Consider the following 24,226-nt stretch of genomic DNA (forward strand, 5'->3'; position numbering starts at 1 on the left):
GCCGTCCCCGACCCCGCCGGCCTGCGCCTGCGCCTGCGTCCGGCCAGTCCGACGGGAGCTGACGGGAGCTGACGGGAGCTGACGGGGGCTGACGGGTTGCTCTGACATCGGGTCAGGCCGGGGTGGGTTCGGTACGGGGTGGAGCCGGTCACTCGCCCCGGGCAGCAGGAAGATGGGGCAGGCGGTCGGCGGCGACCACGCCCTCCAGATAGCCCCGGGCGCGCTCGGTGCGCGCGAACGCGTCCAGGAGACGCCAGAAGCGGGGCCCGTGGCCGGGCACCAGAAGGTGGGCCAGCTCATGGAGGAGCACATAGTCCACGACGTACTCCGGCATGCCCTTCAGCCGGTGCGAGAGGCGGATGCTGCCCTCCGCGGGAGTGCACGACCCCCAGCGGGTGTTCTGGTTGGTCACCCAGCGCACCGACGCCGGTCGCGCGCGCCCGTCCAGGTACTGCTCGGAGAGCTCCCGGGCGCGTTCCGCCAGTTCCCCGTCGCCGAGCGTCCGCTTGCTCTCCTGGGCCGCCAGCTTGTCCAGCATCACCGTCACCCAGCGCTGCTCCTCCGCCTCGCTCATCCGGGCCGGGATCAGCACGACGGTCCGGTCCCCGTCGCGGTACGCGGAGACCGTTCTACGGCGCCTGGCACTGCGCCGGACCTCGACCGGGCTGGTCGCGGCGGGACGGGACGGCTGGGCATTCGGGGCGCGGTGCTGGCTCGGGGCGCGGAACGGTCGGTCGGCGGGCACGCCCCGACGGTACCGGCTGCAGCAGGGGATGTCCCGCCCCGGGCGGTTCGGCGGCGAGCAGAGCGGTCCTGCCCTGCTCCGGCGTGCCCCGGCCCTGCCCCCGGCCCTGCTCCGCCCCGCACGGCGCCACTGCTCCGCCCCGCACGGCGCCACTGCTCCGCCCCGCACGGCGCCACTGCCGGGAGGAGCACGGGGCACTACTCGGATGACTAATACCCCCCGCCTGTGGACAACTTTCTCCGGCCTCCGGCGATGGGGGGCATTCTGATGCCGCACGGGATCGCTCTCGCCTGAGGGGCGCGGGAATCCGCTGATCGGGCACCGAGAGAGCCCGGTGAGACCGCTGAACGAACAGCAAGCGTGCGAAGTCTGTCCGGGCACGGACGATGTTGGTCTGAGAACGGGGGTTGTCGTGCATCCGATGGTGAAGCCTGCACTGCGGCAGGCGTGGCGGGATCTGCGCTCTGTGCAGTTCGGGGTGACGGCGGCGCATGCCGTGGTGATGGGGCCGGTGGACACCGCGACGGGCAGCCTGCTGTCGCTGTTCGACGGCACGCGGGGACTCCCCCGGCTGCGTGAGGAGGCCCGGGCGATAGGGCTCCCCGACGGCCATGTCGACGCCCTCCTGGAGCGGCTGGGAGAGGCGGGCCTGGTGGACGACGTGACGGGCGGGGGTCCTGCGGCCTTGGCGCTGCGGAAGAGAAAGGAGGCGTACGACCGGCTGCGTCCGGACCTGGCGTCGCTGTCGGTGGTCCATGCCGAACCGGGCGGCGGAGCGGCCCGGCTGGCTGCCCGGGGCGCGATGCGGGTACAGGTGCGGGGCGCGGGCCGGGTCGGGGCGGCGCTCGCCGCCGTGCTGTCGGCCTCCGGGGTGGGCCGGGTCGACGTGCTGGACGGGGGGCGCGTGGAGCCGTGGGACGTGACGCCGGGCGGGCTGCCCGCGGAGGCCGTCGGGGAACGCAGGGCCGTGTCCGCCCAGCAGCTTGTGCTCCGGTCCGCGCCCGGCAGCGGGCGGCGAGCCGCCCGGCGGCCCGACGGCGTGCCCCCGCAACGGCCACCGCTCTCCCTGGTGATCGTCGCCCCGCGCGACGGCTTCCCCGCGTACGCCCCGGATCCGCTGGCGGCCGAGGGCTGGATGGCCACCGGGACCCCCCATCTCTACACGGGTGTGGTCGAGGCGTCCGCAGTGGTGGGCCCGCTGGTGCTGCCGGGAGGCTCGGCGTGCGCCGGCTGCCTCGCGCTGGGGCGGGCCGAGCTGGATCCGGTGTGGCCGCGGATGGCCGCCCAGTGGCGTACGCCCCACCGCCGGGAAGCGAATCCTGGTCCGTGCGACCTCGGACTCGCCACGGCGGTCGCCGGCATGGCGGCCTCGCATGCCCTGTCGTTCCTGGACGGTGCACTGCCGGCCAGCACGGGCGCCCGGTGGGAGGTGTCGCTGCCACTGCTCGAATGGCGATCGCGGCGGATCCCGGCCCACCCGGACTGCCCCTGCGGGGCGGCTGGGCAGAATCGGGGGGAGTGCCTCTCGGGGCCGGGAGCGCCGCACGACACAATGGCCGGGGCAGCGGCGCCGGCGGAGCAGTTCCGGACGGCGGCCGCGGCACGGCAGCTGGGAATTGGAGGGGCGCATGTCTGATCTTCCCCGGAAGGCGGTCACCCGTACGGCCAAGTTGGCCGCTCTGCCACTGGGTTTCGCCGGCCGCGCCACCTGGAGCCTGGGCAAGCGGATCGGCGGCAGGTCCGCGGAGGTCGTGGCGCGGGAAATGCAGCAGCGCACGGCTGAGCAGTTGTTCAAGGTGCTGGGCGAGCTGAAGGGTGGTGCGATGAAGTTCGGCCAGGCCCTGTCGGTCTTCGAGTCGGCCCTGCCCGAGGAGGTGGCCGGGCCCTACCGGGCCGCGCTCACCAAACTCCAGGAGGCCGCTCCCCCGATGCCCACGCACACGGTCCACCAGGCGCTGGCGGAGCGGCTGGGCGAGGACTGGCGCGGCCTCTTCCTGGAGTTCGAGGACAAGCCCGCGGCGGCCGCGTCCATCGGGCAGGTCCATCGAGCGGTCTGGCACGACGGACGCGAGGTCGCGGTGAAGGTCCAGTACCCGGGGGCGGGAGAGGCCCTGCTCTCGGATCTGTCCCAGCTGAGCCGCTTCGCCAGGCTGCTGGGACCGCTGATCCCGGGAATGGACGTCAAGCCGCTGATCGCCGAACTCCATGACCGGGTGTCGGAGGAGCTGGACTACGCACTGGAGGCCCGGGCCCAGCGGGAGCACGCCGCGAAGTTCGCGGGCGACCCCGACGTGGCCGTCCCCGATGTGGTCCACCAGGCCGACCAGGTGCTGGTCACCGAATGGATGGACGGGATTCCGCTGGCACAGGTGATCAGCGACGGCACACCCGGACAGCGGGACCGCGCCGGCCAGTTGCTGGCCCGCTTCCTGTTCTGCGGACCCGCCAGGACGGGGCTGCTGCACGCCGACCCGCATCCCGGCAACTTCCGGCTGCTCCCCGCGGCCGGCGCGGAGGACGGCGAAGGAGATCCGGCCCGCTGGCGGCTCGGCGTCCTGGACTTCGGCACCGTGGACCGGCTGCCCGGCGGACTCCCCCGGACGATCGGCGATTCCCTCCGGATGACTCTGGCGGGGGAGGCCGACGCGGTCTACGGGGTGCTGTCCGAGGAGGGCTTCGTCAAGGAATCGATCGACCTCGACCCGGCCGCGGTGCTGGAGTATCTGCTGCCGATCATCGAACCCGCGGCGGTGGACCGGTTCGCCTTCACCCGGGGCTGGATGCGCGACCAAGCGGCTCGGATAGCGGATCCCCGTTCCCCCGCATACCAGTTGGGCAAGCAGCTCAACCTACCGCCGGCCTATCTGCTGATCCACCGTGTGACACTGAGCACGATCGGCGTGCTCTGCCAGCTCAACGCGACCGTGCGGCTCCGGGACGAACTCGAGTCCTGGCTGCCCGGCTTCGTCGCCGCTGCCGAGACCGGCAGCGAGGTCAAGGCCCAGGCCGACGGCCTTGCGGCCGAGGTCTGACCCGCCCCGGCGCGTTGTCCGGGCCGCTGCCGGCCCGGACAACGCGCCGGGGTAAGGCAGCGCCCCCGGGGCAAGACAGGGCCCCCGGCCGGGAGCACGATGGCCCGGCCGCCCAGAACATGACGGGACGGTCACCACCAGGACGAGTCGAGCCGGCCCTCGATGGCCCTGATATTGGCCCGTGCGCACTCCTCGCAGACATAGTGCCGGCGTCCGTTCTCCACGGAGCAGGTCCAGGTGGGAGGAGTGCCCTCGGCGACCGCGCCGCACCGCGAACACACGACGTTCTCCGCACCCGGCTGGGCAGGATGATGAGCCTGTTTGTCCACCACGTGACGATAACCCCGTGCGGTGCCCGGGACGGGACAACGCACCGTGGGGGCCGGTCCTCGGACCGGCCCCCACAGGAGGCGCTGACAGTGCGGACGGCCAGGCATCCGTCAACGGCGGCGGCCTGGCGACCGGATCACTGCATGACGGCCATGGCCAGCGCGCGACGGGCGCGGCGGGACGCGCGCTCGGCACGCCGCTGCATCCGCCGAGCGGCCACCAGGCGCACGGCTCGGCGCTCGGCTTCCGCTTCGCGCAGGCGCTCGTGCATATGCGCACGGGCCAGGGCTTCTGGGATGAGTTGCATCTCGCGGGTCCTGTTCTGGCGCGAGGCGTTCGCGCCGATGGCGGTGACGTACGGGGTCGCGGAACCGGACGGCTCGCTGGGGGAAGAGGTCATCGGGGCCTGCTTCTGGGGATCGTGCGTAAGGGGTCGGTCGACGGTTCCCGGATGCGCGCTCATGCCACGACCGGGTTCTTGCGCGGGCGGCCACGCGGCCGCTTGCGGGCGACGACCACACCCTGGACGAAGAGCTCTCCGCCCCAGACGCCCCAGGGCTCACGCCGATCCTTGGCGCCGGCGAGGCAGGCCTCGACCAGCGGGCAGGTGCGGCAGAGGGACTTGGCGTACTCGACATCCGCCGGCGACTCGGCGAAGAAGACCTCCGGGTCGTAGGAACGGCAGGGGACGGGTGCGCCGAGGCTCTCGATGGCGTCGTCGAGCGCGGTGAGCGTGGTGAGGGGGGTCAAGGGGGAGTCCTCCGTGGGGCCGGGCGGGGGGATCGTCTGGGAAGGCGGTACGGACGGGGCGTGCGCTTCGAGTTGCACGGTGGTGTCTTCCTCGTCTTTTCTGTCCGGTCGGTGGACCGGGCTTCGGCTGGTACCGGGTCTTGCTGGTCCCGAGGCACCTTCGCTCTGCTTCCTCATCGGGAAAACAGAAGGGCCGCGGATCCCTGGTGGGGTTCCGCGGCCCTGAAGGCGCCGGCCTGATCCTGGATCAGGCTGGATCGCTCCAGGGTTCGAGCCCACGGAAGGCCCACATCGTGTGGTGCTGCGTCGTCTGCTTCTGGATTCCGGCACTGGCCGCCGCGAGGGCATAGGCCTTGGCCTCTGCCGCCGCTCCTGCTGCTTCCAGTGCCGTGGTCGGTCGCTCATTGCGCTCCCGGACGGGCAGACCAGCGCCGACGGCCAGCGGAAGAGCGGCCACGGAGCAGGACAGACCAGTGCCAGCGAGCGCCGAACCGGAGAGGCCGAGCGAGCAGGCGGAGACGACCGAGAAATCGGCCGCTTCGGCAGTGGTGCGGGTAAAGCCGGTGTTGATGCTGATCACTGGAATCGCCTCCTCTCGGCGTCTCGGGGGACCGGCCGGGGCCGATCGCGCGTATTCGGATAAGTACAGCACAGACAGACGGGGCTTCGGAGAAGCCGCCGTGCCCGTGGTTAAGAACCTATGGGGACGACTGGCGCGCGCGCAAACTATTTTCTCGACGAGTTCGCATCAGTCGCCCTCCTCATCATCCCCAACCTCCTGGCCTGCACAGATGGCCAGCACATCGGCGCCGAAACGGTCCAGTTTGCGTCCACCCACACCCGAGATGGCGGCAAGCTCCCGCTCGCTGCCGGGCACGGCTTCGGCGATCGCCATCAGGGTCTTGTCGGTGAAGACGCAGTACGCCGGTTGGCCCAGCTCCCTGGCCTGCCCCGAGCGCCACTCGCGCAGCCGCTCGTACAGCGCCTCGTCCATGTCGGAGGGGCAGTCATCGCAGCGCATCAGTTTCATCTCGCCGGCGTCGGTGAGCGTCTTGCCGCACACCCGGCACAGCACCGGGCCTCGGCGTTTACGCCGGCCCGTGTCGCCGCGCTCGACGCCTCCGGCGCCGCCGGCCGCTCGGGGGCCGGTGGCCGCGGATCCGGGCCTGAGCCCGTTCAGGAAGCGGGTGGGCCGACGGGAGGCGCGTCCGCCGGGTGAGCGGGAGAGCGCCCAGGACAGCGACAGATGGAGCCGGGCCCGGGTGACGCCGACATACAGGAGCCGGCGCTCCTCCTCGACCTGCTCCTCGGTCTTGGCATAGGTGATCGGCATCATCCCCTCGCTGAGCCCGACGAGGAACACGGCGTCCCACTCCAGTCCCTTGGCCGAGTGGAGCGAGGCCAGGGTGACTCCCTGGACGGTCGGCGCGTGCTGGGCGGCAGCACGCTCGTCGAGCTCGGCGACGAGGTCGGCGAGGCCGGCCCCCGGCCGGCCCCTGGCGAAGTCCTCGGCCAGCCTGACCAGGGCGGCCAGCGACTCCCAGCGGTCGCGCACCGCACCCGAACCGGCGGGCGGCTCCCCGGTCCAGCCCTTGGTCGACAGCACGGCCCGGACCTGCGACGGCAGATCCTCCGCTTCGTCCAGCAGGGAGTCGTTCGTCCCGGCCCTGGCCGCTCCCCTGAGCGCTACGCCGGCCTCCCTGACCTCGGCGCGCTCGAAGAAGCGCTCCGCGCCGCGCAGCTGGTAGGGCACGCCCGCGTCGGCGAGGGCCTGCTCGTACACCTCGGACTGGGCGTTGACCCGGAACAGCACGGCGATCTCGCCGGCCGGGACGCCCGCGGCGATCAGATCGCGGATCCGGCGGGCGGTGCCCTCGGCCTCGGCGGGCTCGTCCGCGTACTCCGTATAGGACGGCTCCGGGCCGGGTTCGCGCTGCGAGACCAGCTCCAGCCGGTGCTCGGCGGCGCGGCCGCGCGCCTGCCCCAGCAGGCCGTTGGCCAGATGGACCACCTGGGGGGTCGACCGGTAGTCGCGCACCAGCTTCACCACCGTCGCCTGGGGATGGCGGGTGCGGAAGTTCAGCAGATGGTCGGGGGTGGCTCCGGTGAAGGAGTAGATCGTCTGACTGGCGTCCCCGACGACGCACAGGCTCTCCCGGTCGCCGAGCCACAGCTCCAGCAGCCGCTGCTGGAGCGGCGACACGTCCTGGTACTCGTCGACCACGAAGTGCTGGTACTGGCGGCGGATCTGGTCGGCGATGTCGTGCCGATCCTGGAGGATGCCGACCGTGAGAAGCAGGACGTCCTCGAAGTCGATCACCGAGCGGTCCCGCTTCAGCTGCTCGTACAGCGCATAGATCTGGCCGATCTCCGCAGTGTCGCGCGGGGCGTCCCTGAGGGACTTGGCGACAGCGGCCGGATAGTCGGCGGGGACGGTCTGCGTGACCTTCGCCCACTCGATCTCGCCGGTCACGTCCCTCAGCTCATTGCGGTCGAGCCGGATACGGCAGCGGGCGGCCGCCTCGGCGACGAGTTGGACCTTGCGCTCCAGCAGTCTGGGCAACTCCCCGCCGATGACTTTCGGCCAGAAGTACTGGAGCTGCCGCAGCGCCGCCGAGTGGAAGGTGCGGGCCTGCACTCCCCCCGCGCCGAGCTGCCGCAGCCGGCCGCGCATCTCGCCGGCCGCACGGTTGGTGAACGTGACGGCCAGCACACTCGCCGGCTGGAGTATCCCGGCCCGCACCCCGTACGCGATGCGATGGGTGATCGCCCGCGTCTTGCCCGTGCCGGCGCCGGCCAGGACGCACACCGGGCCGGTCAGAGCCGTGGCGACCGCCCGCTGCTCGGGGTCGAGCCCGTCCAGCACCGCGTCCGCGGACTCGGGAACCGGAGGGAAGAGAGAGGAGTGCGTTGCTGCTGTCACCCCGCCATGCTGCCAGGTACCACGAGATCACCGGGACTGTTGTCCACAGTGGTAGGGGATTGGTCGTACCGGTGGCCGTGGTGGCACAGGGCGCAGCGGTACGGGGCACCGCCGACGCCGGTACGGGAACCGTCGGGGCACCCGCACGGGGAATGGTGGCGGGGCCGCGTGCGTTCACCACCCGGAAACCCCGTGGGGCACCGGCCCCCACCTGCCCAGAGAAGCGGGAGAGAGACATGCAGGGCACCCTGACGATGTACAGCACCACCTGGTGCGGCTACTGCAGGCGGCTCAAGAGCCAGCTGGACCGCGAGGGGATCTCCTACGTCGAGATCAACATCGAGGAGGACCCGCAGTCGGCGGCGTTCGTCGAGAAGGCGAACAACGGCAACCAGACCGTCCCCACGGTGTTGGCGATCTCCCCCTCCGGTACTGAGTCGGTCATGACGAACCCGAGCCTGGCACAGGTCAAGCAGGCCCTCGCCCGCTGACCCTCCCGCCCCCGTCGGCATGACAGGGCCCCTGCTCCGGCAGGGGCCCTGCCCACGTCCCGGAGACCACCGAGGTGCGCGGGAGTACTGCTCCAAGATCGCCTTCGATGGGGACCCGTCCACTGAGCCGCAGCTCCCACGGCCCCGTGTTCCCGTCCAAGTCCCCGCCGAACCCGACCCACTTCCCGGCCGTCCTCCGGCCGGTCGGCCCGACCGGGAGCTGAACGGCTCCGTGGTATCGGGCACCGTTGGCGTAGCCGTCGGCGGCCGTCTGCCCGACCGCGGACCGGTGACGACGTTCCGGTCTACGGTGAGGTCGAGGACAGGCGGACCGGCCGGGTCGCCCGACGCCCAGGGAGGCCCTGAGCGGTCTGCCGGTTCCCGTGCCGCACGATCACCAGGAGCCTCCACGGGACTCGAGGGCCCCGGCCGGGGCGCGGACTCAGACGGGGGAACCCGGCTTCGGCAGCGGCTTGCCGTACCAGAGCTCGATCAGCCGGGACGCGATCGAGATCCCGTACGGGGGGAGGACCTCCCCCGACTCGAAGGCAGCCCGCAGGTCCTCCCGGGAGAACCAGCGGGCCTCGTGGATCTCGTCGCCGTCCACGGAGACCTCGGCCGAGGTGGCGCGGGCCATGAAGCCGAGCATCAGGCTGTACGGGAAAGGCCACGGCTGGCTGGCGACGTACTCGACCTCGCCGACCGTGACACCGGCCTCCTCGTACACCTCTCGGATCACCGACTGCTCGATCGACTCACCGGGCTCGACGAAGCCCGCGAGCGTGGAGAAGCGGCCTTCCGGCCAGTGGACCTGACGGCCGAGCAGCGCCCGGTCCTCCTCGTCCGTCACGAGCATGATCACCGCAGGATCCGTGCGCGGATAGTGCTCGGCGCCGCAGGCCGGGCAGCGACGGATGTGCCCGGCGGCCGCGATGACGGTCCGCTCGCCACAGCGGGAGCAGAAACGGTGGAGCCGCTGCCAGTTCTCCAGGGCCACCGCGTGGACCATCAGCCCCGCGTCTCTGGGGGGCAGCAGCAGACCGGCCTCGCGCAGTCCGGCAGGGCGGGCGGACTGGTCCATTCGGCCGGGCAGCGAGTCCTTCTGCAGCGCGAAGTAGCTGACGCCGTCCTCGTCCGTGCCGAGGAAGTACCGGTGAGTCTCGGTGGGCGGCGCCTCGAAGGCAGGCGTCGTGACCAGTTCGGTACGGCCGTCGGGTGCATCGTCGACCAGCACCTGCCCCCCGGAGACGACGAACACCCGTGTCGTCGGGTGGCTCCACGCCGCGGCCAGCCACGCCTCGTCGAGTCGGTGGTGCGCGGCGCGGTCGATACCGCTGGGCGCGGTGAGGCCGACGGGGCGGCCGTCGGTGACATGGTCGAAGGTGCCCATCAGAGGACCATCCCTTCTGCGGCCCTCACGGGCAGGGGTGCGACCTCCCGGTACCGGCGGGTGCACGACCCGGCGTGTGCGGCGGGTGACGGCAGCGGCGGGCTGTGCCGGCCCCACCGCACCGAGGCAGTCCGATCTGCGTCAGGCGTAAGGCCGGCAGCGGGCCGACCGGTACGGCCCCGGCAGACGTCCTCGTCACCGGACAGGTACTCCGCACTTGGCACAGGGGTACTCCTTTCGTGTACATCGGCTGGGACCGGGGCCTTCCGCTGCGCCGCCGCCGGCGGCCCCCGGCCGGCCGCCGCGGGTGACGCGGACGACGGCCGCCGTGCCGGCGTCCGGGCCGCGAAGATCGGCCGTGACGCCCGGGCGGGCTCGGGGCGCCGTCCCCCCGCCGCCTGCACCGCCGCGCGTTCCCGGCCGTGTGTGACGGGGGACCGCCGGCGAACCGGGACCCCGGGCGATCCCGGGAACCACCACCTCGGCGACAGGACCGAACAGGGCACGGTGACGCCCCTCGCGGCCTGCGGCACGGCGCGAGAGCGGCTGCGTCCGCCCGCAGAGCGGGGCCCCCGGCGCCTGCCGCGTGCGGGCGCACGGCGCGCCGTCACCCTTGCACCGGGCACCCTCGGAGGAGTCCGACCACCCGGCGAGGGGGCGCGCCCCGTGCGGGGCCGGCCACGAGGGCGTACGGGCCGGGCGTCGCGGGCCGGGAGGGGCTTGCGCCACACGCCCTGCCGGGGCCGCACTCCGCGGACTTGCGAAGTACGGGTCCCGGGGTCGGCTCAGGGAACTCACAGGTGCTTTCCACTCTCCCGGATCGACTGGTTCTCTGCCGGTCGTGTGCCGGTCGTCTGCCGGTCGTCTGCCGGTCGGTCGTCTGCGGATGGCCGGCCGTCCCTCAGCGGAGGGCGCCGGGCAGGTCGCCCCACAGGTACGCGGCGGTTTCGGCGCCCTTCAGCAGCAGGGACAGCTCCACCTTCTCGCCGGGTGCGTGCCAACCGTCCGACGGTACGGAAACGCCCAGGAAGAGCACCGCCGCACCGAGCACGTCCTGGAGGTCTGCGGCGGGCCCCGACCCGCCCTCCCGGGTGAAGCGGATCTTCTGCCCGTCGAAGGCGCGGCTCATCGACCGGGTGAGCGACCGCAGGGCGGGATGGTCCAGGGGGGTCAGGCAGGGCCGGGTCGCCGCGCCGAAGGTGATCTCGTGGCGGATACCCGCGGGCACCCTGGACGCGATCCAGGTGCGCACCGCTTCCTCCACCCGGTCCGGATCCTGGCCGGCCACCAACCGGAAGGAGAGCTTGAGCCGGGCCGCGGCCGGAATGACCGTCTTGCCTCCCGGTCCCTGGTAACCGCCGCCCATGCCGTTGACCTCGGCGGTCGGGCGGGTCCAGACGCGCTCCAGGGTGGTGTGGCCCGCCTCGCCGAGCGTCCCGTACGACTTGGCCGTGCGCAGCCACTCGGACTCGTCGAACGGCAGCTCGGCGAGGAGTTCGCGCTCGGTAGCGGTCAACTCGCGGACACCGTCGTAGAAGCCGGGGACCGCCACCCGCTCGTTCTCGTCGTGCAGCGCCGCGACGACCCGGGCGGCGACGGTGGCCGGGTTGGGTACGGCGCCGCCGAAGGAACCGGAGTGGATGTCCTGGTCCGGGCCGTACAGGGCGACCTCGCAGTCGGCGAGACCGCGCATGCCGGTACACACGGTGGGCGTGGTCTCCGACCACATACCCGTGTCGGAGACGATCACGACATCGGCGGCGAGCCGGTCCCGGTGCTGTTCGACCAGGGCCCGAAAGTGCGGTGACCCGGACTCCTCCTCGCCCTCGATGAGCAGCTTGAGGTTCACTGCCGGGCTCGTGCGGCCGGTTACGGCCAGGTGGGCGCGTACGCCGAGGGTGTGGAAGAGGACCTGGCCCTTGTCGTCGGCGGCGCCCCGGCCGTACATCCGCCCGTCTCTCACGACCGGCTCGAAGGGGTCCGTGTCCCAGCCGTCCTCCCTGGCGGCGGGCTGCACATCGTGGTGGCCGTAGACGAGCACCGTGGGAGCGTCCGGGTCACCCGACGGCCATTCGGCGAAGACGGCCGGCGCACCGTGGGCGGCGCCCGGCGCGGCCGGGGGAGCCTCCCAGACCTCGGCGGCCGGAAAGCCGGTGTCCTTGAGCTTCGCCGCCAGCCACCGCGCGCTGCGCCGTACGTCCTCGCCACGCTCCGGCTGCGCGGAGACGGACGGGATACGGAGCCACTCGGCGAGGTCGGCGAGGAAAGCCGCGCGGTGCTCCGCTATGTACATACGGACGGCGCTGTCCGGGGTGTCGCTCATGGCCTCGAGCCTATCCGGCGCCGGGAGCGGTCCCCCGACCGGCCGGTGGGGGCGGGGCGAGGCGGGGCGGGGCACGAGCCGGGGGCGCGGACGGAGTGCCCGGCGGGGGCCGTCGGACGCACGGTCACCCCGCGGCCGCCCCAGGAGGCACGGGCGGGGGCGCGGTGTCCCGGGCTCGGGCGCCGGCGCCCGAGCCCGGGGCACCGGCCTTGGGGCACCGATCGTTGCGACACAAGACCTCGGGACACGGGAGGCACCGGCCCGCCGTCTTCGGAACCGGACGCCCTCAGTCAGGCCCGTTGCCGCCGGACCCCGGGGCACCGGCCCCGCCGTCATCGGACCAGGGGCCGCCACCCGGCGCACGGTCGTCCAGGAGGATGCGCTCCAGGCCCGCCCTGCCGGGCAGTCCACCGGGGCGGACGATCTCTCCCGTGCGCACGTGGACGAACACCGCGGCGACCGCCTCGGGCGGGAGGCCGTGCTGCTCGGCCCAGGCGAGCCGGTAGACGGCGAGTTGCAGCGGATCGGCGTCACGGCCACGGCCGGTCTTCCAGTCCACGATCTCGAAGGCGCCCGTCGCGGCGTCGCGGTAGACGGCGTCGATCCGGCCCCTGATGACCCTGCCCGCCAGGTTGACCTGGACAGGGGCCTCCAGCCGGTACGGGACGCGGCCGGCATACGGCGTGCGCTCGAACGCCTCCTTCAGGGCGGCAAGCTCGCGCTCGTCCTCGATACCGGCCCCATCCGGGTCGCCCCCCGGCAGTTCGTCCGGCCCCAGCATGGGCAACGGCAGTTCCTCGAAGCGCGACTCCACCCAGGCGTGGAAGCGGGTGCCCCGGCGGGCGGCACGCTGGGGCGGCCGGGGCATGGGACGCGCCAGTTCCCGTGCGAAACCGTCCGGGTCGGCGGCGATCCGCAGCAGCTGGGACGCCGACAGCGATGCCGGCAGGGAAACCTCTCGCACGGATTCGCGGGCGCGGCGGAGTTCACCGGTGAGGGCTTCGAGATCGCGGTCCCAGGAGGCGATGGCCCGGGCGTCCTCCGGGGTGAGGGGTTCGGCGCGTTGTCCGGGCAGCCGGTAGCGGGCCGGAGGGGAGGCGTGCGGACCGGGGTCCGCCCTGTCGTGGGGGGCACGGGCGGCTCCGCCGGGCACCGGAGCGGGGCCATCGCCGTCGTCCGCGGCGCCGATGGCCGCGCCCTCCCCGGATGCGGGTCCGCGTGGCCCGGAGGCCGAAGGCCCGTCGGCGTCTCCGATGTCCGCCGTGCCTGCGGTGTCTGCGACCTCCCCGGCGTCCGCGGGGACCGTGGCCTCCCCCGCGTCTCCGGCAGGCGGGCTCGGGGGCCGAGGGTCCGTCGGCCTCTCCGTGACCCCAGTCGCACTGCGGGCGGGCGGGCAGCCCCCCGGCCACGGCTCCTCCGGCCGCGGCCCCTCCGTCCACGGCTCCTCCGTCCACGCCTCCTCCGGCCACGGCTCACCGGCGGGCTCCGTGAGCTCATCGGGCCAGAGGCCGACGCCGGACGGTGCGTCCTGGAGAACACCCCCGGTTCCGCCCGGCACGGTTCCGCTGCCTGGGACTCCCCCGCGGTCGTGGGGCACGGCGGCTGTGGCGCTACCCATCGCGGGCCCGGCCGCAGGGCCGGTCGTGGGCCCGGCCACAGGGCCGGGCACCGGCAAGGCTCCGGCGCCGGTCATCGACTCCAGATGGGCCAGCACCGTGCGCGCGGCCTCCCGTCGGAGCGCGGTCGCAGTGGGATCCAGCGGCAGCGGCCACGCCTGCTCCGCCGTCGCCGCATGCAGTACCGGGTTCCGGGCATCCTCCTCCGGTTCCTCGGCCCATGCCTCGATCTCGCCGAAGCCCGCCGCGCAGTGCCCGTACAGCGCCTCCAGGAACTCCGACGGGCCGCGGCGGCGCTTCTGGGTGGGGCCCCACCAGTGCGCCGAACCGAGCAGCAGGGCGCGGGGGCGGGTGAACGTCACGTATCCGAGCCGGAGTTCCTCCGTGCGCTGATGCGCCTTCATCTCCTCCTTGAAAGCCTTGACGCCCTTCGCGTCCCAGGAGGTGACGCCGGGCAGGGTGGCCGCGTCGCCCCGCAGCGCATGGGGAAGGACCTTGGCCTGGGAGGTCCAGGACTCACGGGGGCGGGTGCTGGGAAACTGCTCGGCGACCAGGCCGGGCACCGCGACGACGTCCCACTCCAGCCCCTTGGACTTGTGGGCGGTGAGTACCTTCACCGTGTTCTCGCCGCCCGGCAGCGCCTGGTCGAGGCCCTTCTCGTACTGTTCGGCCGTCCGCAGGAATCCGAGGAAGGCCAGCAGTGTCGCGTCACCGTCGAGGGAGGCGAAGGACGCGGCGGCGTCGAGGAAGCCTGCGAGGGTCTCGCGGCGCCGGGCGGCCAGGGCGTGCGGCGAGGCGGAGAGCTCCACGTCGAGGCCGGTGGTGGCGAGGACCCGGTGGAGGACGTCCATCAGCGGATCGGCCAGCGAACGCCGCAGGTCGCGCAGTTCGGTGGCGAGACGGGCGAAGCGGACCCGGGCCTCCGCGGAGAACGGCAGGCCGTCGTCCGGCCCGGTCTGCTCCAGGAACGTGTCGAGGGCGTCGGCGAGGGAGACGACCTCTGCCGGGTCGGTGCCCTCGACGGCGGCGGCGAGCCGCTGGTCGGCATCCGCCTCCCCGCCGTCGGGACGATGGACCAGCAGGCGCGCCCGGCGACCGAGCAGGGCCAGGTCGCGGGCTCCGATACGCCAGCGCGGGCCGGTGAGGAGGCGGACCAGCGAGGCGTTCGCGCCCGGGTCCTGGAGCACCTCGCAGACCGCGACCAGGTCGGCGACCTCCGGCAGGTGCAGCAGCCCGGACAGTCCGACGACCTCCACGGGGACGTCCCTGGCGACGAGCGCACCCTGAATCGCCGCGAAATCCCCGGCGGTGCGGCACAGTACCGCGATCTCGCCCGGCTCCTTGCCCGTGCGGACGAGATGGGCGATCGAGTCGGCGAGCCACCCGATCTCCTCCGCGTGGGTCGGCAGCAGCGCGATCCGCACCGACCCGTCCCGCTCCGCCCCGGGTGCGGGACGGAGCGCCCGGGCGCCTTCGTGGCGGGCGCGCAGCGGCTCGGCCAGGCCGTTGGCGAGGTCGAGGAGGCGGCCGCCGCTGCGGCGGTTCTCGCTCAGGGTGAAGCGGGTGGCCGGGCGGCCGTCGGCACGGGGGAAGTGCCGGGGGAAGTCGTCGAGGTTGGCGACGGACGCGCCGCGCCACCCGTAGATCGCCTGGCAGGGGTCGCCCACCGCCGTCACGGGATGGCCCGTGCCGTCGGCCGGTGCACCGCCCCGGGCCGGCCCCCGGCCGAAGAGACCGGAGAGCAGCAGGCGCTGGGCCACGGATGTGTCCTGGTACTCGTCCAGCAGAACCACCCGGAACTCGTCGCGCAGGACGCGGCCGACCTCGGGGCGGGTGAGCGCAAGCCGCGCGGAGAGCGCGATCTGGTCGCCGAAGTCGAGGAGGTCGCGGGACCGCTTGGCCACGCGGTAGCGCACGACGAGATCGAGCAGTTCCCGGCGGGCTGCGGCCGCCTCGGGGACCTTGCGCAGGTCCGCGTTGCCCAGTACGGCGCCCCCCAGTTCGCGCAGCAGCGCGGAGTCGTGCGCCCGGAGGTCCTCGGGCTCCACCAGGTGCTCGGCCAGTTCGGCCTCGAGGGCGAGCAGATCTCCGACCAGGGAGGGGAAGGACCTGGTCAGCGCGGGGTAGGGGCCCGGGGCCTCGCGCAGCACGCGCGCGGCGAGCTGGTAGCGCGTGGCGTCGGCGAGCAGCCGGGAGGTGGGCTCCAGCCCGAGACGGAGGCCGTGGTCCTTGAGGAGGCGTCCGGCAAAGGCGTGGTAGGTCGAGATGCTCGGCTCTCCCGGCGGATCGTCCGGGTCGATCATGTCCGGGTCGGTGACCCCGGCCCGGACGAGGGCCGCGCGAACACGCTCGGCGAGCTCGGCCGCGGCCTTGTTCGTGAAGGTCAGCCCCAGGACCTGCTGCGGTTCCACCTGGCCGGTGCCGACCAACCACACCACGCGGGCGGCCATCACCGTCGTCTTCCCGGATCCGGCCCCGGCCACGATGACCTGCGGCGCGGGCGGCGCGATGATGCAGGCCGTCTGCTCCGGGGTGAAAGGGACCCCCAGCAGTTCCTTGAGCTGCTCGGGGTCGGTGATGCGTGCGGACACCTCAGAGAGGCTAGCGGCGACCACCGACATCGACGCCGGCACCCGGGATCCGGCGGCCCCGCGGACCGGGCCCCGCGGCCCCGTGCGCCGTGCCGGACGGCGGTTCCGCGGCGGCCGGACGCCGCTGCCCCGCGGACCGCGGGCCCCCGCAGACCGGGCCGGACGGCGGTGCGCGGTCCGCGGGGGCCGGCCACCGCTGGTCCACCCCGGGCCGCCCGCGATGGCCGACGGCCGCAAGGCCGCCGCCGGGCCCCGGCGCGGCGCGGCCCCGGCCGTCATTCGACGATGTGGCGTCCCTCGGGCCTGGCACTGCATGAGGAGCGGAAGGCGCAGTGCTCGCACTGGGAGCCGGTGCTGGGGGTGAAGCGTTCGTCGAGGACCCGTCCCGCGGCGGTGGCGAGAAGGTCGCCGACCCATTCGCCCGAGAGGGGTTCCTGGGACTGGACGCGGGGGACCGCGTCCCCGCCCTCCTTCTTGGGGGCGGCCTGGCGGAGGTGCACGAGTTCGGCGCCGCCGGGCAGGGGGCGGTCGCCGTCGAAGAACTCGTCGACGGCGCCCTCGCGGACGGCGAGCTGGTAGACGGCGAGCTGGGGGTGGCGCTCGACCTCGCCCTTGGTCGGGGCCTGCTTGCCGGTCTTGAAGTCGACGACGTACGCCCGCCCTCGTTCGTCCCGCTCGACGCGGTCCATGGAACCCCTGATGCGCACCTCGTACGGGCCGGCTTCGAGCGTGACGTCGAACTCGTGCTCGGTGGCGACGGGGGTGCGGCCGCCGCGGTCGGTCACATGCCAGCGGACGAAGCGCTCGAGCGCCGCGCGCGCGTGCTCCTTCTCCTGGGCCGACTTCCAGGGCGCGTCGAAGGCGAGGGCGTCCCACACGGAGTCGAGTCGTTCCATGAGGACGGCCAGATCGGCGGGGGTGCGGCCGGAGGCGACCTCGTCGGCCAGGACGTGCACGACATTGCCGAAACCCTGCGCCGCGGTGGCGGGGGCGTCCGCCCTGACCTCCCGTCCCAGGAACCACTGCAGAGCACAGGTGTTCGCGAGCTGGTCGAGGGCACTCCCCGACAGGGTGACGGGGTGGTCGCGATCGCGGAGGGGCACCCCGCTGTGCGTCGGATCCTCCAGTCCCCACCAGCGGGAGGGGTGCGCCGCGGGCACCAGGGGCTGCCCCTCGTCGTCGGTGAGTGCGGCGAGGCGCGCGAGCCGTCGCGCGGCGGCGTCGGTGAGCGCGTCGGAGGCGTCGGGGTCGACGGTGGTGGCCCTGAGTTCGGCCACCAGCGGGGCGACGGCGAGCGGGCGGCGCGGCCGGCCGGTGATGTCCCGTGGTTCGGCGCCGAGTTCGGTGAGGAAACGCGAGGGCTGGTCGCCGTCGTCGGAGGGGGCCTTGACGGCGGTGACGACGAGGCGGTCCCGGGCGCGGGTGGCCGCGACGTAGAACAGACGGCGCTCCTCGGCGAGCAGTGCGCCGGGGGTGAGGGGCTCCGCCAGTCCGTCGCGGCCGATCCGGTCGGCCTCCAGCAGCGACCCGCGGCGGCGCAGGTCCGGCCAGAGGCCCTCCTGTACACCGGCGACCACGACGAGGCCCCACTCCAGGCCCTTGGACCGGTGGGCGGTCATCAGCCGTACGGCCGCGGGGCGTTCGGGCCGGCGCGCAAGCGTGTCGGCGGCGATGTCCTGGGCCTCCAGCTCGTCGAGGAAGTTCAGGGCGCCGCGGCCGCCGGTGCGCTCCTCGGCTCGTGCTGCCGTCTCGAACAGCGCGCAGACGGCGTCGAGGTCGCGGTCCGCGTTGCGGCCGGCGGGACCGCCGCGGAGGGCCGTCCGCTCCAGACGCTGCGGCCAGGACGTGCCGGTCCACAGCTCCCAGAGTGCCTCTTCCGCGGTCCCGCCGCCGTCGAGGAGCTCGCGGACCTTGCGCAGCAGGAGGCCGAGCCGCCGGGCGGGGCGGGCGTACGCCGGGTCGTGCACGGCCAGCCGCTCGGGTTCGGCCAGGGCGCGGGCGATGAGGACGTCGGACGGGGGCGGTACGCGGTCGCCGGCCGCGCGCTCCTCGTCACGGAGGGCGCGGCCGAGCCGGCGGAGATCCGCGGTGTCCATGCCGCCGAGAGGGGAGGTGAGGAGGGTCACCGCGGTGTCGGCGTCGACGGGGGCATGCTCCTGAGGCGGGGAGCCGGGAGCGGAGCCTTCGGGACCAGAGCCCACGGCGTCCGCAGCCGCGGAATCCGGACCGGAGCCGGAGCCGGAACCGGAGCCGGAACCCGCACAAGCCGCGGAATCCGGACCGGGGCCTGCGTCCGGCCGGGAAGGGGCGCCGGAGCCGGCGTGCCCGCCCCCGTCCCGAACGCCGTCCGGGCGCCCGCGGCCGTCCCCGGCATACCCTCCCCAGCCGCCCTCGTCCTGACCCCCCTCTCCCGTACCGCCACCGTCCCCGCTACTCTCCCCGCTACTCTCCCCGCCGCAGTCCCCGCCGCCGTCCCCGCCGCCGTCCCCGCCTTCGGCCGCGGTGTGTCCCGGGGCGAGCGGCCTCGCCGCGGTCCGCAGTGCGGTCAGCAGGGGCGTCACCGCCGGCTCGTGGCGCAGGGGGATGTCGTCACCGTCCGTCTCGACCGGCACGCCTGCCATGGTGAGCGCGCGCCTCGTCGCCGGGAGGCTGCGCGTGCCCGCGCGCACGAGGACCGCCATGTCGTGCCACGGCACGCCCTCCTCCAGATGGGCGCGCCGCAGGATGTCGGCGACGTTGCCGAGTTCCGCCGATGCGGTCGGGTACGTGTAGACCTCGACACGGCCGCCCGAACGGGTGGCCGTCAGCTCGCGGTGGGCCCGGACCCGGTCCGAAGGCAGCCGGGGCAGCGGCATCCGCCGGGTGAGCCGACGGGTGGCCGACAGCAGGGCCTCCCCGGAGCGACGGGAGGTCCTCAGTACCGCGACCGGGGCCGGGCGGCCGTCGCCGCGCCGGAACACCGCAGGGAAGCCGAGGATGCCGTTCACGTCAGCGCCCCGGAAGGCGTAGATGGACTGGTCGGGGTCGCCGAACGCGACCAGGGTGCGGCCGTCCCCGGCCAGCGCCCGCAGCAGCCGGACCTGGGCCGGGTCGGTGTCCTGGTACTCGTCGACGAAGACGGCGTCGTAGCGCTGGGCGATGTGGTCGCCCGTGCCCGGCCGCTCGGCGAGGAGCGACGCCCGGTGGACGAGTTCGGCGTAGTCCAGGACGCCCTGCAGATCGAGGACGTCCAGGTACTCGGCGAGGAAGGACGCGGCGGCATCCCAGTCGGGACGCCCGGTACGCCGGGCGAAGGCCGCCAGCGCAGCCGGGCTCAGGCCGAGTTCCCGGCTGCGGGCCAGCACGGCCCGCACCTCGTCGGCGAAGCCGCGGGTGGTGAGGCACGCCCGCAGCTCGGCGGGCCAGCGCACCCCGGCCCTTCCCTCCCGCTCCAGGTCGAGCTGCCCGGCCAGCAGCTCCCGGACGGCCACGTCCTGCTCGGGACCGGACAGCAGGCGCAGCGGCTCGGCGAAGAGGTCCGCGTCCTGGTGGGCCCGCACCAGCGCATAGCAGTAGGAGTGAAAGGTGGTGGCCTGCGGCGCCCGTGCGCCCCCCAGCCGCACGGCCATCCGGTCGCGCAGTTCGACGGCCGCCTTCCTGCTGAAGGTGAGTACCAGCAGCCGCTCCGGGTCCGCACCCCGCTCGATCCGGGAGGCGACCGCCTCGACCAGCGTCGTCGTCTTTCCGGTGCCCGGCCCCGCGAGTACGAGCAGGGGGCCGCGCCCATGGTCAACCACGGCACGCTGCGAGGCGTCCAGGAGAGGGGGATCCACCGGGCTCGGCGAGGTGCGAACCAGTCGGTACGCGCCCGGTGCCCGCCCTTTGCGCCCTTGCGGGCCCGGAGGGAACCCCTGCCGTACCCGACGGTGCGGTGTACTCCCGGTGAAGGAGGAGGAACTCACGTGGATCGCCGGTCCTGGTGGGTGTGCGGACAGTGCTGACGACGGGCCCGGCGCGGGCGCACGGGCGGAGCGGACGGGCCCGGGGGCGGTGGGGAGGAGCCGCCGGCGGCGCGGACGCCCCGGGCGTCGGGGCAGACGCTACGCCCGCATGCCCCCGGGCCGCGGGCGGACCGCCCGGAACCTCCGCCGGCACGGGCGGCGGACCGCGGACGCGTGACGGCGCCCTCGCATGGCGGAAGCGGTCAGATGCGGGCTCCTCCGCCGGTCCCGTCCGGGGCGCGGGTGACGCCGTCCCAGCGGGCCCGCCTCATGTCGAGGCGCGGCAGATGGCCCTCCGCGCCCGGCGGTGCCTGCCTCAGCCGGGTGCCTTCGGCCCGGTAGTGCGGCAGTGCCCGGAGCGCGTGGCCCGCCGCCAGGGAGCCGTCGGAGCGCACCACCCGCCACCAGGGAACCGCTCCTCCGTACAGCGCCATCACCCTGCCGACCTGGCGCGGTCCCCCCTCACCCAGCCATTCGGCGACATCACCGTACGTCATGACCCGGCCGGGTGGTATCTGCTCGGCGACCGCGAGCACACGCTCCGCGTACTCCGGCAGCTCCGGCAGCTCCGGCCGTTCCGGCACCTCATCGCTCATCCCGCCCATCCTGCCCCATGCCACCGACAGCGAGCCGAGCCGACGACATACTGCATACATAACGAGAAATGGGGGCAAACAGCACAGCACGTACCTTCGCGTCGCACCCTGATGCCCCCCTCTGTCGGTTCGCCATGCCACCATCGTCCGGGCGGTGACTGGTGATACGAGATCAAGAAGAGACCGACACGACGAAGGAGCTGGGCGTGCAGCCTCCCACGGCGGCGAGCACCTCCGGCCCCCAGTCGCGCTCCGGAGCCGCCGGACCGCACCAGGGCCCCCAGGACCCCGCCGGAAACCCGGGCCACTCCGGGGGCTCTGCGGAAGACCCCGACCACACCCGGGAGCCCGGGGGGGACCAGGGCCCGGAGGGGAACCGGAAGCCGGAGAAGGGCCGGGAGCCGCCGGAAGGAGACCCGGTGAAAAGCCGGGATGGGCAGAAGGGCCGGGGGGCCGCCCCCTCCCACCCGGCCGCACCCGCCTCCGGAGCCCCCTCGGCGGCCCCCCCGGCGGGCTCGACCCCGACCCCGGCCGAGGGCGCCGGGGCGCGGAACCGGCCCACCGCGCCGGCCCGCCCTCCGGGCGAGACCGGGCACCGGGCGCCGGAACCCGAACGCCGGCACGCACCCGGCGCCGGCGACGACGTGGCCCACATCGACCGCCTCTCGGGCGACGAGCCCCTGCTGGCGGCTCGCGTCCACCGCCCGTCCGATCTGACGCGGCTCCTGGCGGGCATCCTCGCGATCGCCGTCGTGCTGGGCGTCGCCGCCTTCGCCCACGGCACCACCACCGGCCTCGAGTCGGACATCTCCAAGGGCACCGGCCAGGCCCCCGACCTGCTCGTGAAACTCGCCGGGCTGATGTCGAGCATCGCGGTGCTGCTGGTCCCCGTCGCCTTCGCGATCGAGCGGCTCATCAAACGGGACGGGCTGCGGATCGCCGACGGTGTACTCGCAGCCGTGCTCGCACACGGGGTGACGCTCGCCACCGACCTCTGGGTCGCCAAAGCCGCCCCGGCCCAGATCCAGGACGCACTGACCCAGCCCGCCTCGGGCGGCGGGCTCACCGACCCGGTCCACGGCTATCTGGCACCCGTGATCGCCTATATGACGGCAGTCGGCATGGCGCGAAGGCCGCGCTGGCGCGTCGCGCTGTGGGGTGTGCTGCTCCTCGATGCCTTCGCGATGCTCGTCGCCGGCTACACCACACCGTTCTCGATCATCCTGACCGTGCTGATCGGCTGGACCGTCGCCTACGGGACGCTGTACGCCGTCGGCTCCCCGAACGTGCGGCCGACCGGTCAGACCCTTCTCGCCGGCCTCCGGCACGTCGGCTTCCGCCCGGTGACCGCCATGCGCGCCGAGGACGCGCCGGACTACGCCGACCAGGGCGACCGGGGCCGGCGGTACCTCGTCACCCTGGAGGACGGCCCGCCGCTCGACGTCACCGTCGTCGACCGCGAGCAGCAGGCGCACGGCTACTTCTACCGGGTGTGGCGCCGGCTGACGCTGCGGGGCATCACCACCCGTCGCTCCAACCAGTCGCTGCGGCAGGCCCTGGAGCAGGAGGCGCTGCTCGCCTACGCCGCCATCGCCGCCGGCGCCAACGCGCCCCGTCTGATCGCCACGTCCGAGCTCGGCCCGGATGCCGTGATGCTGGTGTACGAGCACCTCGGCGGCCGGTCGCTGGACTGCCTGTCCGAGGAGGAGATCACCGACAGGGTGGTCCACGGAGCGTTCCGGCAGGTACGGGCGCTGCAGTCACGCCGTATCGCGCACCGCAGGCTCACCGGCGACGCGATTCTGGTGGATCGTTCCGGCAGGGTGGTGCTGACCGACCTGCGCGGCGGCGAGATCGCGGCGGGCGACGTGGTACTGCGCATGGACGTCGCGCAGTTGCTGACGACCGTCGGTCTGCGGGTGGGAGCCGAGCGCGCGGTCGCCGCGGCCGTCGAGGTGCTGGGGCCCGACGGGGTCGCGGACTGCCTGCCGCTGCTGCAGCCCATCGCGCTCAGCCGCTCCACCCGGGCCACGCTGCGCCGACTGGCACGCGAGCGGGCACAGCGCGAGCGGGAGGCGGTGCTGGCAGCAGCCGAGTCGGCCCGCCGGGAAAGGGCCGAGCAGGGCACGCCCGGAGCGGAGGACGGCAGAAAAGCCGTCCGCAGATCGTCGCGCGCCGAGAAGCAGGCCGAGAAGCGGGCCATGGGCGAGGCACTGGACGAGGCACGCGAGGAGGACCTGCTCGCCCAGATCCGCCACCAGGTACTGCTGATCCGTCCGCAGGCGCCGGTGGAGCCCGCCCGGCTGGAGCGGATCCGGCCGCGCACGCTCGTCAGCCTGATCGCCGGGGCCATCGCCGCGTACTTCCTGCTGTCCCAGATCACCCGGACCGATCTCGCCGTGGTCAGCCAGGCCCACTGGGGCTGGGTCGCCGCCGCGGTGCTGTTCTCGGCGTTCAGCTATCTGGCGGCCGCGATGAGCCTGCTGGGCTTCGTGCCGGAGCGGGTGCCGTTCCCCCGGACCGTGGTCGCGCAGGTCGCCGGCTCCTTCGTGAAGATCGTCGCACCCGCGGCCGTCGGCGGCGTCGCGCTGAACACCCGCTTCCTGCAGCGCTCCGGAGTCCGCCCGGGGCTCGCCGTGGCGAGCGTCGGCGCCTCGCAGCTCTTCGGGCTCGGCGCGCACATCCTGCTGCTGCTCGCCTTCGGCTATCTCACCGGCACGGAGAAGACATCGTCGCTGACGCCGTCGAGGACCGTCATCGCCGGGCTGCTGACGGTCGCCGTCCTGGTACTGGTGGTGACCGCGATCCCCTTCCTGCGGAAGTTCGTGGCGACCCGGCTGCGCTCCCTCTTCGCCGGGGTCGTCCCGCGCATGCTGGACGTCCTCCAGCGGCCGGGGAAGCTGATCACCGGAATCGGCGGCATGCTGTTGCTCACGGGCTCCTTCGTGATGTGCCTGGACGCCTCCATCCGGGCTTTCGACAACGGCAACCAGCAGCTCAGCTATGCCAGCATCGCCGTCGTCTTCCTGGCCGGCAACGCCCTGGGGTCGGCGGCCCCGACGCCGGGCGGTGTGGGTGCCGTGGAGGGCGCGCTGACCCTGGGGCTCATCGCCGTGGGGCTGCCGCCGGAGGTCGCGGCGCCGGCCGTACTGATGTACCGGCTGCTGACACTCTGGCTCCCGGTGCTGCCGGGCTGGCTGTCGTTCAACCACCTCACCCGGAAGGGCGCGCTCTGACGGGCCGCGAATGACCGATCGGCCGGCCGCCCGCACGACCGTGCGAGGCGGCCGGGACCGCGGGTGTCCGCACTGCCCTGGTCCACGGCGATCGGTCCGGCTCACCGCCTCCGTCCGGGGCGGCGGAACCGAGCGGAGCCCGGACGCCATACCGGTGTCCCGGGTGGGCGGGGTGCCGCCGAACCGATCCCGGTGGGGCGCCGCCGACAGGCGGGCCGCCGTG

The 24,226-nt window shown here is 73.9% G+C and carries 15 protein-coding genes and 1 pseudogene; 4 read left to right on the forward strand and 12 right to left on the reverse strand.

Annotated elements, in window-relative coordinates; genetic code table 11:
• Positions 1–148: 148 nt before the first annotated feature.
• Entirely contained in the window at positions 149–745 is a 597-nt protein-coding gene (locus SCWH03_RS18695; protein ID WP_173265406.1) for a M48 metallopeptidase family protein, read from the reverse strand.
• Between the two features lie 412 nt (positions 746–1,157).
• On the opposite strand from SCWH03_RS18695, the gene SCWH03_RS18700 reads away from it, so the two are divergent.
• Positions 1,158–2,381 carry a ThiF family adenylyltransferase gene (locus SCWH03_RS18700; protein WP_173265407.1) on the forward strand — a complete coding sequence of 408 codons (1,224 nt, stop codon included), beginning with the start codon at positions 1,158–1,160 and terminating at the stop codon, positions 2,379–2,381.
• Complete coding sequence (locus SCWH03_RS18705; protein ID WP_173265408.1) at positions 2,374–3,777, forward strand: ABC1 kinase family protein; 1,404 nt, start codon at positions 2,374–2,376, stop codon at positions 3,775–3,777. The genes SCWH03_RS18700 and SCWH03_RS18705 overlap by 8 nt, the downstream gene beginning before the upstream one ends.
• Positions 3,778–3,908: 131 nt before the next feature.
• On the opposite strand, the gene SCWH03_RS18710 is transcribed toward SCWH03_RS18705, so the two are convergent.
• The 5 genes from SCWH03_RS18710 to SCWH03_RS18730 form a co-directional block, all read right to left on the reverse strand.
• A complete protein-coding gene (locus SCWH03_RS18710; RefSeq protein WP_173265409.1) occupies positions 3,909–4,106 on the reverse strand; it encodes a hypothetical protein in 198 nt (65 codons plus the stop codon).
• A 137-nt stretch (positions 4,107–4,243) separates the two neighbouring features.
• Positions 4,244–4,570 carry a putative WhiB-interacting protein gene (locus tag SCWH03_RS18715; protein ID WP_173265410.1) on the reverse strand — a complete coding sequence of 109 codons (327 nt, stop codon included), beginning with the start codon at positions 4,568–4,570 and terminating at the stop codon, positions 4,244–4,246.
• On the reverse strand, positions 4,567–4,935 hold the full coding sequence (locus SCWH03_RS18720) for a WhiB family transcriptional regulator (protein ID WP_173265411.1): 369 nt from the start codon (positions 4,933–4,935) through the stop codon (positions 4,567–4,569). Before SCWH03_RS18720 ends, SCWH03_RS18715 begins: the two co-directional genes overlap by 4 nt.
• A 169-nt stretch (positions 4,936–5,104) precedes the next feature.
• On the reverse strand, positions 5,105–5,437 hold the full coding sequence (locus tag SCWH03_RS18725) for a hypothetical protein (RefSeq protein WP_173265412.1): 333 nt from the start codon (positions 5,435–5,437) through the stop codon (positions 5,105–5,107).
• A 168-nt stretch (positions 5,438–5,605) separates the two neighbouring features.
• Positions 5,606–7,780 carry an ATP-dependent DNA helicase UvrD2 gene (locus tag SCWH03_RS18730; RefSeq protein ID WP_173265413.1) on the reverse strand — a complete coding sequence of 725 codons (2,175 nt, stop codon included), beginning with the start codon at positions 7,778–7,780 and terminating at the stop codon, positions 5,606–5,608.
• 236 nt (positions 7,781–8,016) lie between these two features.
• Here SCWH03_RS18730 and SCWH03_RS18735 point away from each other — a divergent pair, with 236 nt between their 5' ends.
• The gene (locus SCWH03_RS18735) at positions 8,017–8,271 is read left to right on the forward strand and encodes a mycoredoxin (RefSeq protein ID WP_173265414.1); all 255 of its coding nucleotides are present in this window, start codon (positions 8,017–8,019) and stop codon (positions 8,269–8,271) included.
• 72 nt (positions 8,272–8,343) lie between these two features.
• On the opposite strand, the pseudogene SCWH03_RS29195 reads toward SCWH03_RS18735, so the two are convergent.
• From SCWH03_RS29195 to SCWH03_RS18760, 6 genes and pseudogenes are all read right to left on the reverse strand, one after another.
• Positions 8,344–8,672, reverse strand: a pseudogene (locus SCWH03_RS29195) (XRE family transcriptional regulator); the annotation flags it as partial.
• Between the two features lie 41 nt (positions 8,673–8,713).
• On the reverse strand, positions 8,714–9,661 hold the full coding sequence (gene nudC / locus SCWH03_RS18740) for an NAD(+) diphosphatase (protein WP_173265415.1): 948 nt from the start codon (positions 9,659–9,661) through the stop codon (positions 8,714–8,716).
• Positions 9,662–10,562: 901 nt separating this feature from the next.
• Positions 10,563–11,984 (reverse strand): M20/M25/M40 family metallo-hydrolase, encoded by a 1,422-nt coding sequence (locus tag SCWH03_RS18745; RefSeq protein WP_173265416.1) that lies wholly within the window; start codon positions 11,982–11,984, stop codon positions 10,563–10,565.
• 286 nt (positions 11,985–12,270) lie between these two features.
• The gene (locus SCWH03_RS18750) at positions 12,271–16,191 is read right to left on the reverse strand and encodes an ATP-dependent DNA helicase (protein WP_173265417.1); all 3,921 of its coding nucleotides are present in this window, start codon (positions 16,189–16,191) and stop codon (positions 12,271–12,273) included.
• A gap of 275 nt (positions 16,192–16,466) precedes the next feature.
• Complete coding sequence (locus tag SCWH03_RS18755) at positions 16,467–20,132, reverse strand: ATP-dependent helicase (protein WP_173265418.1); 3,666 nt, start codon at positions 20,130–20,132, stop codon at positions 16,467–16,469.
• Between the two features lie 242 nt (positions 20,133–20,374).
• A complete protein-coding gene (locus tag SCWH03_RS18760) occupies positions 20,375–20,767 on the reverse strand; it encodes an MGMT family protein (RefSeq protein ID WP_173265419.1) in 393 nt (130 codons plus the stop codon).
• 206 nt (positions 20,768–20,973) lie between these two features.
• Here SCWH03_RS18760 and SCWH03_RS18765 point away from each other — a divergent pair, with 206 nt between their 5' ends.
• Positions 20,974–24,003 (forward strand): lysylphosphatidylglycerol synthase domain-containing protein, encoded by a 3,030-nt coding sequence (locus SCWH03_RS18765; RefSeq protein ID WP_173265420.1) that lies wholly within the window; start codon positions 20,974–20,976, stop codon positions 24,001–24,003.
• Positions 24,004–24,226 lie beyond the last annotated feature (223 nt).

Origin of the sequence: Streptomyces pacificus, assembly GCF_011766325.1 — a bacterium.
Lineage (GTDB): Bacteria > Actinomycetota > Actinomycetes > Streptomycetales > Streptomycetaceae > Streptomyces > Streptomyces pacificus.

What these genes read in the sequence shown, in the direction of transcription:
- SCWH03_RS18705 (WP_173265408.1), top strand. Translation starts at nt 2,374, where the DNA reads ATGTCTGATCTTCCCCGGAAGGCGGTCACCCGTACGGCCAAGTTGGCC.
- SCWH03_RS18715 (WP_173265410.1), bottom strand. Translation starts at nt 4,570, where the DNA reads ATGAGCGCGCATCCGGGAACCGTCGACCGACCCCTTACGCACGATCCC.
- SCWH03_RS18735 (WP_173265414.1), top strand. Translation starts at nt 8,017, where the DNA reads ATGCAGGGCACCCTGACGATGTACAGCACCACCTGGTGCGGCTACTGC.
- nudC (WP_173265415.1), bottom strand. Translation starts at nt 9,661, where the DNA reads ATGGGCACCTTCGACCATGTCACCGACGGCCGCCCCGTCGGCCTCACC.
- SCWH03_RS18745 (WP_173265416.1), bottom strand. Translation starts at nt 11,984, where the DNA reads ATGAGCGACACCCCGGACAGCGCCGTCCGTATGTACATAGCGGAGCAC.
- SCWH03_RS18760 (WP_173265419.1), bottom strand. Translation starts at nt 20,767, where the DNA reads ATGAGCGATGAGGTGCCGGAACGGCCGGAGCTGCCGGAGCTGCCGGAG.